Here is a 14,700-nt window from a genome sequence, read left to right as displayed (position 1 = left end):
CGTTCACCTCCGTCATCGGATCCGGATCAAGATGCTCCTGCGCCGCCTGCTGCCCCTGTCCGCCCTGCTGGGCATCGCCATGGTCCTGCCGGCCCGTGCCGCCGTACCGCCGATGCCGGTGCCGCAGGTCGGGCAGGCCGCGCCCACCGCCGTCGCCGCCCCCTATGGCCCGCCTGCCGACGCCCAGGCGCAGGTCGCGGCCGCGTTCCGCGCCGCCCAGGCCAGCGGGAAGAACGTGCTGCTGGATTTCGGCGGGAACTGGTGCCCCGATTGCCGCCTGATGGCCGGCGTGCTGCGCCTGCCCCAGGTCGCGCCGTGGGTCGATGCGCGTTTCGTCACGGTGGCGATCAATGTCGGGCGTATCGACACCAACCTGGATATCGCCCAGCGCTACGGCGTGACGATCAAGGCCGTGCCGACCGTCCTGATCGTCACGCCGCAGGGCCGGTTGCTGAACCCCGACGGGGCGCTGGCGCTGGGCGACGCGCGGCATATGTCGGCGCAGGCGGTGGTGGACCTGCTGGCCAGATGGGACGCGCGATAGCGCGCGTCCGCGAGGGGCCGGCCGTCAGCGCATCTGCAGGACGCGCTCGGCCTCCTGCACGATGTCGGCCAGGGTGCCCGGCTCGAACGGGCTGGCCAGGCCGGCGGCGGCGACCAGTCCGGTGAAGGGCTGCGAGCCGCCCAGCGCGCACAGGTCGGTATAGACCGCCATCGCCCCGGCGTGGTCGGTGCGGCTGCGAAGCCAGAACTGCATCGCGCAGCACAGCGCCAGCGTATAGTCGATGTAATAGAAGGGCGAGCGGTAGATATGGGCCTGCGCCTGCCACCGGCCGCCTTTGGACGGCCAGGCGAGGTCGCCGTAATCCCGCCAGGGCAGGTAGAGTTTTTCCAGCCGCTGCCAGGTCGCATGGCGTTCGTCCGGCGTCATGTCCGGCCGGGCATAGATTTCGTGCTGGAAATGATCGACGCAGGCCCCGTAGGGCAGGAAGGACAGCGACCCGATCAGGTGCATGCGGCGGAAGCGGTCGGCCAGCCCGTCCTCGACCATCAGGTCCATCTGCGGCCAGGTCAGGAATTCCAGCGCCATCGAATTGATCTCGGCCGCGTCCATCGTCGGCCAGAGCAGGTCGATGCCCGGCAGGTCGCGGCTTTTCCAGTTCTGGTAGGCGTGCCCCATTTCGTGGGTGAAGACGTTGATGTCGTGCTGCGTGCCGTTGAAATTGGCGAAGATGAACGGCATGCCGACGCTGGGGAACGCGGTGCAGAACCCGCCGCCGGCCTTGCCCGCGCGGTTGCGGAGGTCGAGGAACCCGCCTTCGACCATCTGGCGGTAGAACCCGCCCAGGTCGCCGCCCAGCCGGTCGAACATGGTCTGTGCGCGCGCGACCAGCACATCGTGATCGCCGACGGGCCTGGGGTTGCCCAGCGGGTCGATCAGCGGTTCGTCCCAGGCGCGCAGCCGGTCCCAGTTCATGGTCAGGCGCCGGTTTTCCAGGATCGCCTGCACCAGCGGCACGACGTGGTTCAACACGTCCTCGCGGAAGCGGGCGACTTCGGCCGGGCCGTAATCGACCCGGCGCATCCGCCGGTAGCCCAGCGGGGTATAGCTGTCATAGCCCAGCGTCGTCGCCATGCCGTGGCGGACATGGACCAGCCGGTCGTACAGCGAATCGAGTTCCGCCCCGTGCTGGGCGAAGAACGCCCAGCGCGCCTGTTCGGCCTCGTGCCGGGTGGCGCGGTCCAGGCTTTCGGCGAATGGCGCCAGCCCCGACAGGTTGATGGTCTGTCCCGCGACGGTCACGCGGGCCGAGGCCAGCAGGGCGGTGTATTCGCCGCCCAGCCGGGCTTCTTCCTCCAGCGCGTCGCGGATGCGCGGGTCGAAGGTCGTGACGTCGGTTTCCCACAGCTTGACGGCGTGGGTGCCGATGGCCGCCGTCAGGCCCGGCCGGTCGGCATCGTCCAGCAGGCGGCGCTTGATCGCGACCTCGTGCCCGGTGACCAGGGGGGTCAGGCTGTCGGCCAGGTCGCGGTCGGCCTTCGCCTTCGGGTCGGTCGTATCCTGCGCGAACCGCAGCGCGACCAGCGACGCCCAACTGTCGTAGGCGCGGCGTTCGGTGTCGAACAGGGCCAGGGCGTCGCCCCGCCGGCCATCGTCCAGCAGGGCGGTGACGCGGGCGAAGGCGGTGGCCAGGCTGTCGGCCGTGGGCGGCGGGAAATCGAGGTCTTTGAACTGGATGGGCATGGCCCGATCATCGCACTGCCGGGTCGGGCCGTCCATCATCGTGTTCGCGCCGCGGCCGCGATCTCGAACGACCGCAGGCGCGCCGCCTGGTCGTGGATGGCGCCGACGATCATCAGCTCGTCCGGGCGATGCCGGGCGATGAAGGCGTGGATGCCCGCGCGCGCGGCCGCCGGCCCGCCCACGACCGAACATGCCAGCGCGCGGTCGATGCCCGCCTGTTCCGCCGGCGTCCACAACCCTTCGGTCGAGGCGACGGGGGGCGGAAACTGCCCCGGCATGCCCCGGCGCAGGGCCACGAACTGCTGCTGGTGCGAGGTGAACAGCAGGCGCGCCGTCTCGTCGCTGTCGGCCGCCACCACGTTCAGCGCCAGCATGACATAGGGCGCGTCCAGGCGCCGGGACGGGGTGAAGCGCTGGCGATACAGGGCCACCGCGTCTTCCATCTGGTCGGGCGCGAAATGCGAGGCGAAGGCGAAAGGCAGGCCCAGCGACGCCGCCAGATGCGCCGAGAACAGGGAAGACCCCAGCAGCCAGACCGGAATGTCCAGCCCGGCGCCCGGCACGGCGCGCACCCGCTGGCCGGGGGCGGGCGGGTCGAAATAATGCAGCAGTTCCACCACGTCCTGCGGAAAGCGGTCGGCGCTGGCCGGGTCGCGGCGCAGGGCGCGCATCGTCTCCTGGTCCGATCCCGGCGCGCGGCCCAGCCCCAGGTCGATTCGGCCGGGAAACAGGCTTTCCAGCGTGCCGAACTGCTCGGCGATCGCCAGCGGCGCATGGTTGGGCAGCATGATCCCGCCCGAGCCCACCCGGATGGTGCGCGTCCCTGCCGCGAGGTGCCCGATCAGGACCGCCGTCGCGGCCGAGGCGATGGCCGGCATGGAATGATGTTCCGCCACCCAGTAGCGGTTGAAGCCCAGGGCCTCGGCATGCCGGGCCAGGGCCAGGCTGTTGCGGAAGGCCGTGGCGGCGTCGCCGCCCCGGACGATGAGCGACAGGTCGAGCACCGAGAAGGGAATCACCAGAGTCGGTCCTTTGCCAGTTCCTGCACGATGTCTTGCGCGATCACCCGCGTCGTAAGCTGCGGCCGAACCAGATACATATGGCGACGAATACCCCGAAGCCCAGCAGCGTGGGCATCCTGCCGGCCTCGGCCGGCAGGATGGACAGCGTGTCGTCCCGCCCCGTCGCCCCGGCGATGGCGGCCAGCAGCACGCCGGTCAGGCTTTCGCCGACGATGAAGCCCGAGGCCAGCATGGTGCCGGTTCCGGTTTCGGCATGGGGGCTTCGGCCCCCTTGCGCCCGCCGGGTGCAGGCCCATCCCAGCAGGGCGCCGATGGCCAGCGTCACGCTGACGGCGGGGGGCAGGTACAGGCCGATGCCGACCGCCAGCGGCGGCAGGGCGCCCCCGCGCCGGCGCAGCAGCAGGTCGGTCGCGATGAGGGTGATCCCAAGCCCGACCCCCAGCAGGATCATCGTCCAGTCCAGTTGATGCCGAAAGATGCCGGTGGTGAGCGTCACCAGCAGCGCGGGCTGCGGCGCGGCCAGGGCGTGGCTGGCATCCATGCCCGGACGTGGCATCGCGCCCACGAAGCCGTAGGCCTGGTACAGCAGTTCCAGCACGGGCGGGATGACGAGGGCGCCGCTGGCGCAGCCGACCAGCAGGGCGGCCTGCTGTCGCCAGGGGGAGGCGCCCACCAGTTGCCCGGTCTTGAGATCCTGCAGATTGTCGTTGGAAATGGCCGTCGATGCGACGATCGCCGACAGCAGGAACAGGGCGAAGGCGATGGCCAGGTGATGATTGTTGGCCGCCATTTCGGCCGGCAGCAGGCCCAGCCCTTCCAGCAGCAGCAGGAACGAGGCGATCATGACCGTGGCGATGATGGCGATTCCCGACAGCGGCGACGAGGACGACCCCACGATGCCGGCCATGTAGCCGCAGGCGGCCGCCACCAGGAAGCCGAACAGCGCGCAGAATGCGACGGCGGCCAGCGCGGCGGTGACGATGGCGTGGCCGTTGGTCGCCACCGGCATCTGGAAGACGACGAACAGGCCGAACAGCACGAGCAGCAGCACGCCCGCCAGCAGGCCCAGCGTGCGGGGCGCCAGGTCGCGCTCGTCGCCCGCATCCCCGATTCCCGCCCCGGCGCGGAGCATGTCGCGGATGCCGGCCGCGACCGGACGGGCCAGCACCGCCAGCGTCCAGACGGCCGCGACCGAGATCGTGCCCGCGCCCATGAAGCGGACTTTCTGCGCCCACAGCGCGGTAGCGAAATCGGCCGGCCCCAGGTGCGCGGGGTTGGGCAGGAGGGTGCTGAGGACCGGGACGGCCATACCCCATGCGATGATCGCGCCCAGCAGCATGGCGATGCCGCCGGCGATGCCGACCAGATAGCCCGCCCCCAGCAGCGCCAGCGAAAAGCCGGTCGAGGCCCTGAAGACCGCGCCGCCCCATGTCGCTGTTGTGGCCGCCCCGTCGGCCAGCAGGCGCAACCCGCCGGTGGCCAGCGTGACCACCGCCGACACCAGCCCGCCGGTCAGCAGGGCCTTCAGGCTGTCGGGGTTGCCGGTCTCGGACCCGGCCTTGAGGATTTCGGCCGCCGCCACGCCCTCGGGGTAGGGCAGGGTGCTGTGCGTCACCATCGCGCGGCGCAGCGGGACCGTGAACAGCACGCCGGTCATCCCCCCGGCCATCGAGAGCAGCATCGTCTCCAGATACGGGAAATGCTGCCAGTAGCCGATCATGACTAGGCAGGGGAACGAGATGAACACGCAGGACAGCGTGCCCGCCGCCGAGGCCTGGGTCTGGACCAGATTGTTTTCCAGGATCGTCGCGCCGCCCATCATACGCAGCACGGACATCGAGATCACCGCCGCCGGAATCGAGGACGCGACCGTCAGGCCGATCTTCAGGCCCAGATAGACGTTCGAGGCTGTGAAGACCACGGTGATGAGGGCGCCCAGGATCAGACCCCTGATCGTCATTTCCCGCTGGGACGGGGAGGTGGAAAGAGGGGAGGAGGTCATGTTCGTCATGCTGTCGCCGTATCGTTCGCCGCCACCCTAGACCATCGTGCGGCATCGGTCAGCGGCCATCGTTCCGGTGCTGATACGGCACGGTGTCCCGCCGGACGGCCGCGCGGCCCGGCGAGGTGGATTGCCGAGGCATTCAGGTCCCGCATATGCGTAGTGCAATTTTATGTCGCAATTCCAGTTAACCACGATTGACAACGGATTTGATGTGGTGTCGATTTGATGAAATAACTATTTTCGACGTGAAAATATCATATCACTAAAATGGCATGGGTTTGGTGGGCGGGGTCCACTCATCATGCGTCGGTTTGAAGGGGGGAGTTGAGGATGCGTTTTCGTTCGCGGTGGCGGGAAGCCATGCTTCTGACAACCATTATGACGGGTGTTGCCGCGCCGGAAGTGGCCATGGCGTCGCCGCAGGACGACGAAATCCGCGAGCTGCGCCGCGAAATGGCGCAGATGCGGCACGACATGCTGGGCGAGATCGGGCAGTTGCGCGCGCGCGTGGCCCGCGCCGAAGGCGCCGTCCGCACCGCGCACGCGCGCACGCCGGCCCCGCAGGAGGTGCGCCACGCCCAGGCCCAGCCCCAGCCCCAGCCGCAACCCTGGACCGGCCCGCTGCCCACGATCGGCGAGCCCCAGGGCGCCGGCCCGCATCGTCCGCGATCCGACGCCGACTCCCGCCTGGCCGCGCTGGAAGGCTCGATCGCCTCGTGGGAGGAATTCAAGGCCGCGACCAAAAAGGATGAAAGCGTCCATATCGGCGGCATCCGCATCGGTTTCCCGTCCGGCCGCCCCACCATCTCGTCGGATGACGGCGCCTACAGCTTCTCGGTCGGCCTGCTGGCGCAGGAGGATATCGGCGGCTTTTTCGACGCCGGTCCGAAAGCCGGAGAGGCCAGGGGCAATTTCAACAATTTCACCCAGAATGCGCGCCGGCTGCGTCTGTATTTCACCTGGCGGTACAAGGACTGGGTGGCCAACGTCACCCCCGATTTCGGCTCCAGTTCGGTCGACGGGTCGGTGGGATTGTTCGAGGCCAACCTGAACTATACCGGGCTTCGCAACACGACGCTGACCGCCGGCTATTTCCAGCCGCGCATGGAAGAGGAAAGCGCCGAACGCTCCGGGGCGTTCGAATTCCTCGAACGTCCGACGATCGTCGATCTGGTACGCAATCTCGCCGGCGGCGTCGCGCGCTTCAGCATCGGGGGCGAGCATTACGAAAAGCGCTGGCTCGCGGCGGCCTATTTCACCGGGCAGAAGTTCGGCGACCGGTCGAAGGACACGACGATCACCGACAGCCAGACCGGCGGGGTGGTGCGTGTCGCCGGGCGCCCCTATGTCAGCAAGGACATCGACGTCCATGTCGGCGCGGGCGCGACGAGCGCCTTCAAGGTCAACCAGAATTCGAAGGGGCGCACCTACACGTTCAGCGACAACGTCGAAATCCCGCTGGGCGAGACGTCGCTGCTGACATCGGGCGCCCTGACCAACGTCTCGCAGATCTGGGCCGCCGGTCCGCAACTGGGCTTCCGGTGGCGGCGCTTCCTGCTGAAGGGCGAATATTACCATATCGGCGTGGAGCGCAGTCATGAGGCCGGTGCGTCCCCGCTGCCGTCGCTGGGTTTCGATGGCTGGTACGTCGCGGCCAACTACACCCTGTTCGGCAAGCCGCGCGCCTATAACTCCAAGATCGCCGCCTTCACGACGCCCGGCGTCGAGTACGATTTCGATCCGCTGCACGATCATTGGGGCGCGCTGGAACTCAATGGCCGCTGGAGCGTGACGGACCTGAACGACGTCGCGGGCCAGGGTGGTGCGGGGATCAACGGCAACCAGCAGACGGTCTGGCAGGGCGGGCTGAACTGGTACCCGAACCCGCATGTGAAGTTCATGCTGGACTACGACCATTTCATCGTCAGTCGTTCGAAAGGCGTCTCGGGCGGCGTCAATGTCCTGGGGCGCAACGGCAATGCCGTCGCGGGACGGATCCAGGCCGCCTTCTGATCTTTCCGATGCCTTCAACCGGGGCCTTGGGCGCGGTGTGACCAAAACGGTGTCACCCGTGCCGGCCCTTTGTCTCAACGCGTATCGTTTCGCGATCGGGCTTCCAGCCGCGTCGCGATCGGCTTGCAACAGGGTGGTATCATGACCAACACGCCTTTCTCCTCCTCGCGCCGGACGTTTCTGGCCGGCGCCGCGGTTGCCGGCGCGGCGTCCATCGTGGGGCTGCGGCCTCGGGCGGCCCAGGCGGCCACCACGCTGCTGAACGTGTCGTACGATCCGACGCGCGAGCTTTACGCCGACATCAACCGCGCCTTCGCCGCGTCATGGGCGAAGGGCCACAATGGCGCGGCGGTTGCGGTCCGGACTTCCAACGGCGGGTCCGGCGCGCAGTCGCGCGCGGTGCTGGAGGGGGCGCCGGCGGATGTGGTCACGCTGGGGCTGGCCTATGACATCGACGTCCTGGCCACGCACGGGCTGCTGGCCGCCGACTGGCAGAAGCGCCTGCCGCATAATTCCACGCCCTATACCAGCACCATCGTCTTCCTGGTCCGCAAGGGTAACCCCAAGGGGATTCACGACTGGCCCGACCTGATCCGCGACGGGGTGCAGGTCATCACCCCCAACCCCAAGACGTCGGGCGGGGCGCGCTGGAACTACCTGGCGGCGTGGGGCTGGGCGGTGAACCAGCCGGGCGGGTCCGAGGCCTCGGCCCGCGCCTATCTGAAATCGCTGTTCGCCCATGTGCCGGTGCTGGACACCGGCGCGCGCGGCGCGACCAACAGCTTCGTGCAGCGCGGGCTGGGCGACGTGCTGCTGGCGTGGGAGGACGAGGCCCTGCTGGCGGCGCGGGATATCGGGCCGGATTCGTTCGATCTCGTCGTGCCGCCGCAGACCATCCTGGCCGAACCGCCGGTGGCGGTGGTGGATCGCAACGCCACCGCCCACGGCACCACCGAGGTGGCGCGCGCCTACCTGGAATTCCTGTTTAGCCCCGAAGGCCAGCGGATCGGGGCGAAGCATTATTTCCGGCCCGTGGACCCGGCGATCCTGGCCGGGACCGGCGACCTGTTCCCGAAGGTCAGGACGTTCGACATCGCCAGCCTGGGGGGATGGACGGTCGTGCAGAAGACCCATTTCGCCGATGGCGGGGTATTCGACAGCATTTACGTCAAATAACAGGGTCGGAGAGCGGGGCCGGATAAAAGGCCGGCCCCTGCGCGTGGCCCCGGATGGGGCCGCGCGAACCCGTCAGAGCGGGTGGAACGACGGCGTAATCAGGTGGCTGCGATTGTAGGCCAGTTGGTCCGGCGTCAACTGGAACCCGACCTCGATATGATAGCCGTCGATCGTGACGCGGTGGGACACCGGCAGGTCGATGGGGACGATGCGCGTGTGCGTCAGCATGTGCGTCACGTTCGGTGGAAATTCGATGGTTTCCACGAACTGCTTCTTGCTCTTGATCTCGCCGTCATAGACGACGGCGACGAAATACGGAACGTCGACGGTCCGGCCCTTCGTTGCGGGGCCGCGCGTGAGGTCCATGCCCACGCTGATATTGGTGGTGATCGACCGCGCCCGGCCGTGGCCGCCGCTGCTGCCCTGCTGGCAGTTGCCGGTGACGCGGGTCAGGCTGGCGCGCGTCGTCATGTGGGCGATGTCGTGCGCGTCCCCGGCGTAGGCCACCAGGTCCGCGGCCTCGCCGGGGACCTCGACGACCGGGCAGGCCGGGGCGAAGGCGTTCGGGTCGTCCAGGCTGCAGGCCGCGGGCAGGAGGGCGAGCGACAGAAGCGCCAGTCCACGAAAGGCGACGGGGCGGCGGAGGCGGTGCAGGCCGTGCGGGATGGCGATGGTCATGCTGGGTTCCGGGGTCTCGTTCTCGGTCATGGTGGCGCGGCTCCGCCGGCGGACGGGTTTCTTGTGTGGCTCCGGCCGGACGGGTAAGTCCAAATGCACCGGGGTCGCAGGAAAATGGCTTGCGCCACGGTCCCGGTTTGCGTAGGGCCGGACCAGCACCGGGGTGCGGCCGGCCGGTAAGCTGCCCCCGGCCCGTATCCTATACCGCCCGCCGGACGTTTGGGGAACACCATGCCCGACCAGATGATTCAGACACCCGATTCCGTCCCCGTCGATGCGTCGATCCGCTCGCTGAAGGTCCTTCTGGCCGGCCCGCGCGGGTTCTGCGCCGGTGTCGACCGCGCCATCCGGGTGGTCGAGGAAGCCATCCGCCGCTATGGCGCGCCGGTCTATGTCCGGCACGAGATCGTGCATAACCGCACCGTCGTCGAGGAACTGGAAGCCCAGGGCGCCATCTTCGTCGAGGAGCTGGACGAGGTTCCCGCCGATGGCCATGTGGTCTTTTCCGCGCATGGCGTGCCCAAGACCGTCCCCGCCGAGGCCGAGCGCCGCAACCTGCTGTATCTGGATGCGACCTGCCCGCTGGTGTCCAAGGTCCATCGCGAGGCCGAGCGTCATTTCGCCGACGGCGGGCCCGACAGCCGCCACATCCTGATGATCGGCCATGCCGGCCACCCCGAGGTCGTGGGCACGATGGGCCAGCTTCCGCCCGGCGCGGTCACCCTGATAAACGACGCCGAGGAGGCCCGCACCGTCCAGCCGGCGGACCCGTCGCAACTGGCCTTCATCACCCAGACCACGCTGTCGGTCGATGACACGGCCGAGATCGTGGACATTTTGCGCCGCCGTTTCCCCCTGATCGAGGGGCCGAAGCGCGAGGACATCTGCTACGCCACCACCAACCGGCAGGAAGCGGTGAAGGCCATCGCCCCTGGATGCGACCTGGTGATCGTGATCGGTTCGCCGAATTCCTCGAACTCGCAGCGGCTGCGCGAGGTGGCGGAACGTTCCGGCGCGCCGCGCGCCCTGCTGGTGCCGCGCCTGAGCGACCTGGACTGGTCCGTGCTGGACGGCGTGAACACGCTGGGCATCACCGCCGGCGCCTCGGCGCCCGAGGCGCTGGTGCAGGAAATGGTGGCGGCCCTGGCCAAGCGCTACACGCTGGAAATCGAGGAACGGACCGTCAAGGAAGAAAACGTGACGTTCCGCCTGCCGGCCCCTCTGGGCTGAGCCGCCCCCTTATCCATGGCCGTCTACACGGATGTTTCGGACGGGGCGCTGCGCGCGTTCCTGTCCGAGTACCAGATCGGTGACCTCACGGCGTTCCGGGGGATCGCCGAAGGGGTGGAAAACAGCAATTTCGTCCTGCGTACGACAGGCGGGGATTTTATCCTGACGCTGTACGAGCGGCGGGTCGATCCCGACGACCTGCCGTGGTTCCTGGGCCTGATGGGCTACCTGTCGGACCATGGCCTGTCCTGCCCGCGCCCGGTGCCGGCGCGCGACGGGGCGGCGCTGCGTACCCTGGCCGGCCGCCCGGCGGCGGTGACGACCTTCCTGTCCGGCGTCTGGCCCCGGCAGGTCCTGCCCGCGCATTGCGCGCCCGTGGGGGCGGCGCTGGCGACGCTGCACGCGGCAGGGCAGGGCTATGACGCGGTGCGCCCGAACGCGCTGGGGCCCGCCGCGTGGCCCGCGCTGGTGGCGGCCTGCCGGGCCGACGGGGATTCGGTCCAGCCCGGACTGATGGCGGAACTGGATGCGGCGCTGGCCGAAATCCTGCCGGCATGGCCGGGGCAGGGCGGGCATGCCGACCTGCCGCGCGGGCAGATCCATGCCGATCTGTTTCCGGACAATGTCTTCTTCCTCGATGGCGCGGTCTCGGGGATCATAGATTTCTATTTCGCCTGCACCGATATCCTGGCCTACGACATCGCGATCTGCCTGAATGCCTGGTGCTTCGATGCCGACGGGTCGTTCGACGTCGCGAAATCGCGTGCGCTGATCGCCGGATACGAAAGCGTTCGTCCCCTGTCCGAGGCCGAGCGCCGGGCGCTGCCGGTGCTGGCGTCGGGGGGGGCGCTGCGTTTCCTGCTGACCCGGCTGTACGACTGGGTGAATACTCCGCCGGGGGCGATGGTCACCCGCAAGGATCCGCTGGATTATCTGCGCCGCCTGCGGTTCCACCGCGCGGTGCGGGACGGGGGGGCTTATGGCCTCTGACCCTGAACGGCCGATCGAGGCCGATGCCGAAACGGATCTCGGGCTTGTCGAAATCTGGACCGACGGGGGCTGCAAGCCCAACCCGGGGCCGGGGGGCTGGGCGGCGCTGCTGGTCTTTCGCGGGCAGGAACGCGAGATCTCGGGCGGGGCGGCCGAGACGACCAACAACCGCATGGAACTGACGGCGGCGGCCGAGGCGCTGGAAGCCCTGAAGCGCCCGTGCCGCGTGGTGCTGCATACCGACAGCGAATATGTCCGCAACGGCATCACGCGCTGGCATACCGGCTGGGTGCGTCGCAACTGGCGCAATGCCTCGGGCGACCCGGTCGCCAACATGGATCTGTGGCGGCGCCTGCTGGATGTCAGCGCCCGGCACGAGGTGAGCTGGCGGTGGGTGCGCGGCCATTCGGGCGACGAAAACAACGAGCGTGTCGATCGGCTGGCCACGGCGGCGCGCGATGCGCTGGGGATCGCCTACCCCGTTCGCAGCCGGTGACGCAGGCCCCCCCGGCGATCCGGCTGGAGGGGCTGGGCCTGTCCCATGCGGGAAGCCCGGTGTTCGAGGGGCTGGATTTCACCTTTCCCGCCGGGACGTTCAGCGTCCTGCTCGGCCCCAGCGGCGTGGGCAAGACCAGCCTGCTGCGCTCTGTCGCGCTGCTGGACCGGCCGACGGCGGGGCATGTGGCGGCGGACGACGGGGTGTCGCTGGCCGGGCGCGTCGCCTGGATGGGGCAGCAGGATCTGCTGCTGCCGTGGGCGCGGGTCATCGACAATGTGACGATGGGCGCGCGCCTGCGCGGCGCGCCCGTCGAGCGCGACCGGGCCGAGGCCCTGCTGCGCCGGATGGGGCTGGGCGACCGCCTCGCCGCCCTGCCGTCGGAACTGTCGGGCGGCATGCGCCAGCGGGTAGCCCTGGCCCGCACGTTGTACGAGGATCGTCCCGTCGTGCTGATGGACGAACCCTTTTCCGCGCTGGACAGCGTGACGCGGGCGCGCATGCAGGACCTGGCCGCCGACATGCTGCGGGGCCGGACCGTGGTGCTGATTACCCATGATCCGTTGGAGGCCTGCCGGCTGGGGCAGGTGATCCTGCTGCTGGCGGGGTCGCCGGCGCGCCTGTCGTCGGTCCCGGCGCCCGATGGCGCCACGCCGCGCCCGGCGGACGATCCCGGCGTATTGCGCGGGCAGGGGCATCTGATGCGGCGGCTGCTGGACGGGGTCGCGGCGTGACCGCGCGGCGGATCGCGGCGCGGACGGTGCGTCCGCTGGTCACGCTGGCGGGGCTGGCGGCCCTGTGGTGGGGTGTCGCGCGCCTGGGCGGCGTGCCGCCTTACCTGCTGCCGGCGCCGGACGCGGTGGCGCGCACCCTGTGGGCGCAGCGGGGGCTGCTGGCGGATGCGGCGGGCACGACCCTGCTGGAGACCGTACTGGGCCTGGGCCTGGGCATGCTGGGCGGGGCCGCGCTGGCGCTGGCGATGACCGCATCGGGGGTGGTCCGGCGCTGGATGATGCCGCTGGTGCTGCTCAGCCAGGCGGTGCCGGTTTTCGCGCTGGCGCCGCTGCTGGTGCTGTGGTTCGGCTTCGGAATCGCGTCGAAGGTGGTGATGGCGGTGCTGGTGATCTTCTTCCCCATCACCTCGTCGTTCTTCGACGGCCTGCGGCGGACGCCGCCGGAGTGGCTGGATCTGGCGCGCACGATGGGGGCCGCGCCGTGGCGGGTGCTGGTGCATGTCCGCCTGCCGGCCGCCCTGCCGGCCTTCGGGTCGGGCCTGCGGGTGGCGACGGCGATCGCGCCGATCGGGGCGGTGGTCGGGGAATGGGTCGGCGCCTCGTCGGGCCTGGGGTTTTTGATGCAGACGGCCAACACGCGATTCGAGACCGACCTGATGTTCGCCGCCCTGCTGGTGCTGGCGACGATGACGGTGCTGCTGTGGTGGGGCGTGGACCGGGTGCTGGCGCGGCTGCTGTACTGGGTGCCCGACAGCGTGGTTGACTGAGAAGATGTGGTGGGGGACGACAGGGCCGCCCGCAACGACCGAGGAAGGCCGCGTCATGATCCGCCCCGTCATCATAGATACCGATCCTTCGCCGGACGACGCGGTGGCGTTCCTGATGGCCCTGGCGTCGCCCGACGAGCTGGAGGTGCTGGCGCTGACGACCGTCGGCGGGAACGTGCCCCTGCACCTGACGACCCGCAACGCGCTGATGGCGCTGGAACTGGCGGGGCGGGGCGACGTGCCGGTCTATGCCGGGGCGGCCGGGCCGCTGGCGGGGGCGTTGCGAACGGCCGAACACGTCCATGGCACCACCGGATTCGACGGCTACGACCTGCCGGAACCCGCCCTGCGCGCCGCCGAGGGCTTCGCCCCCGACCGGATCGTCGAACTGGTGATGGCCCGGCCGGCGGGCAGCGTGACGCTCTGCTGTCTCGCGCCGTTGACCAACGTCGCGCTGGCGATGATCCGCGAGCCCCGGCTGGCCGAACATCTGCACGGCATCGTGCTGATGGGCGGCGCGCGGTCCGAGGCCGGGAACATCACCCCCGCCGCCGAATACAACATCCATGTGGACCCCGAAGCCGCGGCCCGCGTGTTCGCCTCGGGCGTGCCCATCACCATGATCCCGCTGGATTGCACGCATCGCGCGCTGACGACGGCGGCGCGCATGGCGCGCCTGCGCGCGATCGGCACCCCGATCGCCGAGGCGTTCTATCATCTGCTGCGCTTCAACAAGACCTTCAACGAACGCCAGTGGGGCACTGATGGCGGCCCGCTGCACGACCCCACCGTGATCGCGGCCCTGCTGCAGCCCCATCTGTTCAGCGGCCGGCTGGCCCATGTCGGGATTGAATGCCATGGGGCGCTGACGCGGGGCATGACGGTCATCGACTGGTGGGGCGTGACCGAGCGCCAGCCCAACGCATTGGTGTTGAACAGGGTGGATGCCGAGGGCTATTTCAACCTGGTGATCGACCGGCTGTCGCGCCTTTGCCCGGCGTGACCGGCAGTGGCATGTGGCGATCGAAGGTTGCAGGGGGGCGGGGCGGTCCAGTAGGAGACTGCGGACGCGGGTCTGACTGCCGCCCGGGCCGCACAGGCCGGGCGCGACCCGACATGGTTGACGAAGCGCCACATCTGGCCGGAGCCCGCATGGATCGTGTCCCGCATGAATAATTCAGTACCATCGGCCCCGGCCGCGCCGCTGGCCGCGCGCCGCGCGCCGGGACGTTCCGGCGACGCGGTGTTTTCGGGCGTGGTGCGTCTGTCGGGCTGGCTGATCCTTGTTCTGATGGGCGGGCTGATCGGGGTTCTGGCCTGGGGCGGGGCGCAGGCGTGGGGGGC

General features: G+C 69.5%; 13 protein-coding genes. 9 read left to right on the top strand and 4 right to left on the bottom strand.

Annotated elements, in window-relative coordinates; genetic code table 11:
• Positions 1–31 precede the first annotated feature (31 nt).
• The gene (locus HLH21_RS13455) at positions 32–544 is read left to right on the top strand and encodes a TlpA family protein disulfide reductase (RefSeq protein WP_182944267.1); all 513 of its coding nucleotides are present in this window, start codon (positions 32–34) and stop codon (positions 542–544) included.
• Positions 545–568: 24 nt separating this feature from the next.
• On the opposite strand, the gene HLH21_RS13450 is transcribed toward HLH21_RS13455, so the two are convergent.
• Genes HLH21_RS13450 through HLH21_RS13440 form a run of 3 tightly spaced genes read right to left on the bottom strand, consistent with a single transcriptional unit; the run spans position 569 to position 5,269 of the window.
• Positions 569–2,245: a M3 family oligoendopeptidase gene (locus HLH21_RS13450; RefSeq protein WP_182944266.1), complete on the bottom strand. Its 1,677-nt coding sequence runs from the start codon at positions 2,243–2,245 to the stop codon at positions 569–571.
• Between the two features lie 35 nt (positions 2,246–2,280).
• Positions 2,281–3,264 carry an LLM class flavin-dependent oxidoreductase gene (locus HLH21_RS13445; protein WP_182944265.1) on the bottom strand — a complete coding sequence of 328 codons (984 nt, stop codon included), beginning with the start codon at positions 3,262–3,264 and terminating at the stop codon, positions 2,281–2,283.
• A 43-nt stretch (positions 3,265–3,307) separates the two neighbouring features.
• A complete protein-coding gene (locus HLH21_RS13440; protein WP_408871386.1) occupies positions 3,308–5,269 on the bottom strand; it encodes an OPT family oligopeptide transporter in 1,962 nt (653 codons plus the stop codon).
• Positions 5,270–5,632: 363 nt separating this feature from the next.
• Between HLH21_RS13440 and HLH21_RS13435 the strand changes: the two genes are divergently transcribed.
• Both HLH21_RS13435 and HLH21_RS13430 read left to right on the top strand, forming a co-directional pair.
• Positions 5,633–7,285, top strand: a complete 1,653-nt coding sequence (locus tag HLH21_RS13435) for an OprO/OprP family phosphate-selective porin (protein WP_246379740.1) — start codon at positions 5,633–5,635, stop codon at positions 7,283–7,285.
• A 141-nt stretch (positions 7,286–7,426) separates the two neighbouring features.
• Entirely contained in the window at positions 7,427–8,461 is a 1,035-nt protein-coding gene (locus tag HLH21_RS13430; RefSeq protein WP_182944262.1) for a sulfate ABC transporter substrate-binding protein, read from the top strand.
• Between the two features lie 72 nt (positions 8,462–8,533).
• Here the strand turns inward: HLH21_RS13430 and HLH21_RS13425 are convergent, their stop codons facing one another.
• Positions 8,534–9,169 carry a hypothetical protein gene (locus HLH21_RS13425; RefSeq protein ID WP_246379739.1) on the bottom strand — a complete coding sequence of 212 codons (636 nt, stop codon included), beginning with the start codon at positions 9,167–9,169 and terminating at the stop codon, positions 8,534–8,536.
• Positions 9,170–9,370: 201 nt separating this feature from the next.
• On the opposite strand from HLH21_RS13425, the gene ispH reads away from it, so the two are divergent.
• Genes ispH through HLH21_RS13395 form a run of 6 tightly spaced genes read left to right on the top strand, consistent with a single transcriptional unit; the run spans position 9,371 to position 14,359 of the window.
• On the top strand, positions 9,371–10,369 hold the full coding sequence (gene ispH, locus HLH21_RS13420; protein ID WP_182944261.1) for a 4-hydroxy-3-methylbut-2-enyl diphosphate reductase: 999 nt from the start codon (positions 9,371–9,373) through the stop codon (positions 10,367–10,369).
• A gap of 15 nt (positions 10,370–10,384) precedes the next feature.
• The gene (locus HLH21_RS13415) at positions 10,385–11,359 is read left to right on the top strand and encodes a homoserine kinase (protein WP_182944260.1); all 975 of its coding nucleotides are present in this window, start codon (positions 10,385–10,387) and stop codon (positions 11,357–11,359) included.
• Positions 11,349–11,855, top strand: a complete 507-nt coding sequence (gene rnhA / locus HLH21_RS13410) for a ribonuclease HI (RefSeq protein WP_182944259.1) — start codon at positions 11,349–11,351, stop codon at positions 11,853–11,855. The genes HLH21_RS13415 and rnhA overlap by 11 nt, the downstream gene beginning before the upstream one ends.
• Complete coding sequence (locus tag HLH21_RS13405) at positions 11,852–12,589, top strand: ABC transporter ATP-binding protein (RefSeq protein ID WP_182944258.1); 738 nt, start codon at positions 11,852–11,854, stop codon at positions 12,587–12,589. The genes rnhA and HLH21_RS13405 overlap by 4 nt, the downstream gene beginning before the upstream one ends.
• Positions 12,586–13,356: an ABC transporter permease gene (locus HLH21_RS13400; RefSeq protein ID WP_182944257.1), complete on the top strand. Its 771-nt coding sequence runs from the start codon at positions 12,586–12,588 to the stop codon at positions 13,354–13,356. Before HLH21_RS13405 ends, HLH21_RS13400 begins: the two co-directional genes overlap by 4 nt.
• Positions 13,357–13,411: 55 nt before the next feature.
• On the top strand, positions 13,412–14,359 hold the full coding sequence (locus HLH21_RS13395) for a nucleoside hydrolase (RefSeq protein ID WP_182944256.1): 948 nt from the start codon (positions 13,412–13,414) through the stop codon (positions 14,357–14,359).
• The last annotated feature ends 341 nt before the right edge of the window (positions 14,360–14,700 follow it).

Source organism: Gluconacetobacter johannae, from assembly GCF_014174305.1.
Classification (GTDB): Bacteria; Pseudomonadota; Alphaproteobacteria; order Acetobacterales; family Acetobacteraceae; genus Gluconacetobacter; species Gluconacetobacter johannae.
The sequence above is the reverse complement of the archived record's forward strand: the minus strand, read 5'-3'. Positions and strand labels throughout refer to the sequence as shown.

Bases quoted from the DNA above. Each gene is read 5' to 3' on its own strand.
- HLH21_RS13455 (WP_182944267.1), top strand. From the start codon at position 32: ATGCTCCTGCGCCGCCTGCTGCCCCTGTCCGCCCTGCTGGGCATCGCC.
- HLH21_RS13450 (WP_182944266.1), bottom strand. From the start codon at position 2,245: ATGCCCATCCAGTTCAAAGACCTCGATTTCCCGCCGCCCACGGCCGAC.
- HLH21_RS13440 (WP_408871386.1), bottom strand. From the start codon at position 5,269: ATGACCTCCTCCCCTCTTTCCACCTCCCCGTCCCAGCGGGAAATGACG.
- HLH21_RS13435 (WP_246379740.1), top strand. From the start codon at position 5,633: ATGCTTCTGACAACCATTATGACGGGTGTTGCCGCGCCGGAAGTGGCC.
- HLH21_RS13430 (WP_182944262.1), top strand. From the start codon at position 7,427: ATGACCAACACGCCTTTCTCCTCCTCGCGCCGGACGTTTCTGGCCGGC.
- HLH21_RS13425 (WP_246379739.1), bottom strand. From the start codon at position 9,169: ATGACCGAGAACGAGACCCCGGAACCCAGCATGACCATCGCCATCCCG.
- ispH (WP_182944261.1), top strand. From the start codon at position 9,371: ATGCCCGACCAGATGATTCAGACACCCGATTCCGTCCCCGTCGATGCG.
- HLH21_RS13415 (WP_182944260.1), top strand. From the start codon at position 10,385: ATGGCCGTCTACACGGATGTTTCGGACGGGGCGCTGCGCGCGTTCCTG.
- rnhA (WP_182944259.1), top strand. From the start codon at position 11,349: ATGGCCTCTGACCCTGAACGGCCGATCGAGGCCGATGCCGAAACGGAT.
- HLH21_RS13395 (WP_182944256.1), top strand. From the start codon at position 13,412: ATGATCCGCCCCGTCATCATAGATACCGATCCTTCGCCGGACGACGCG.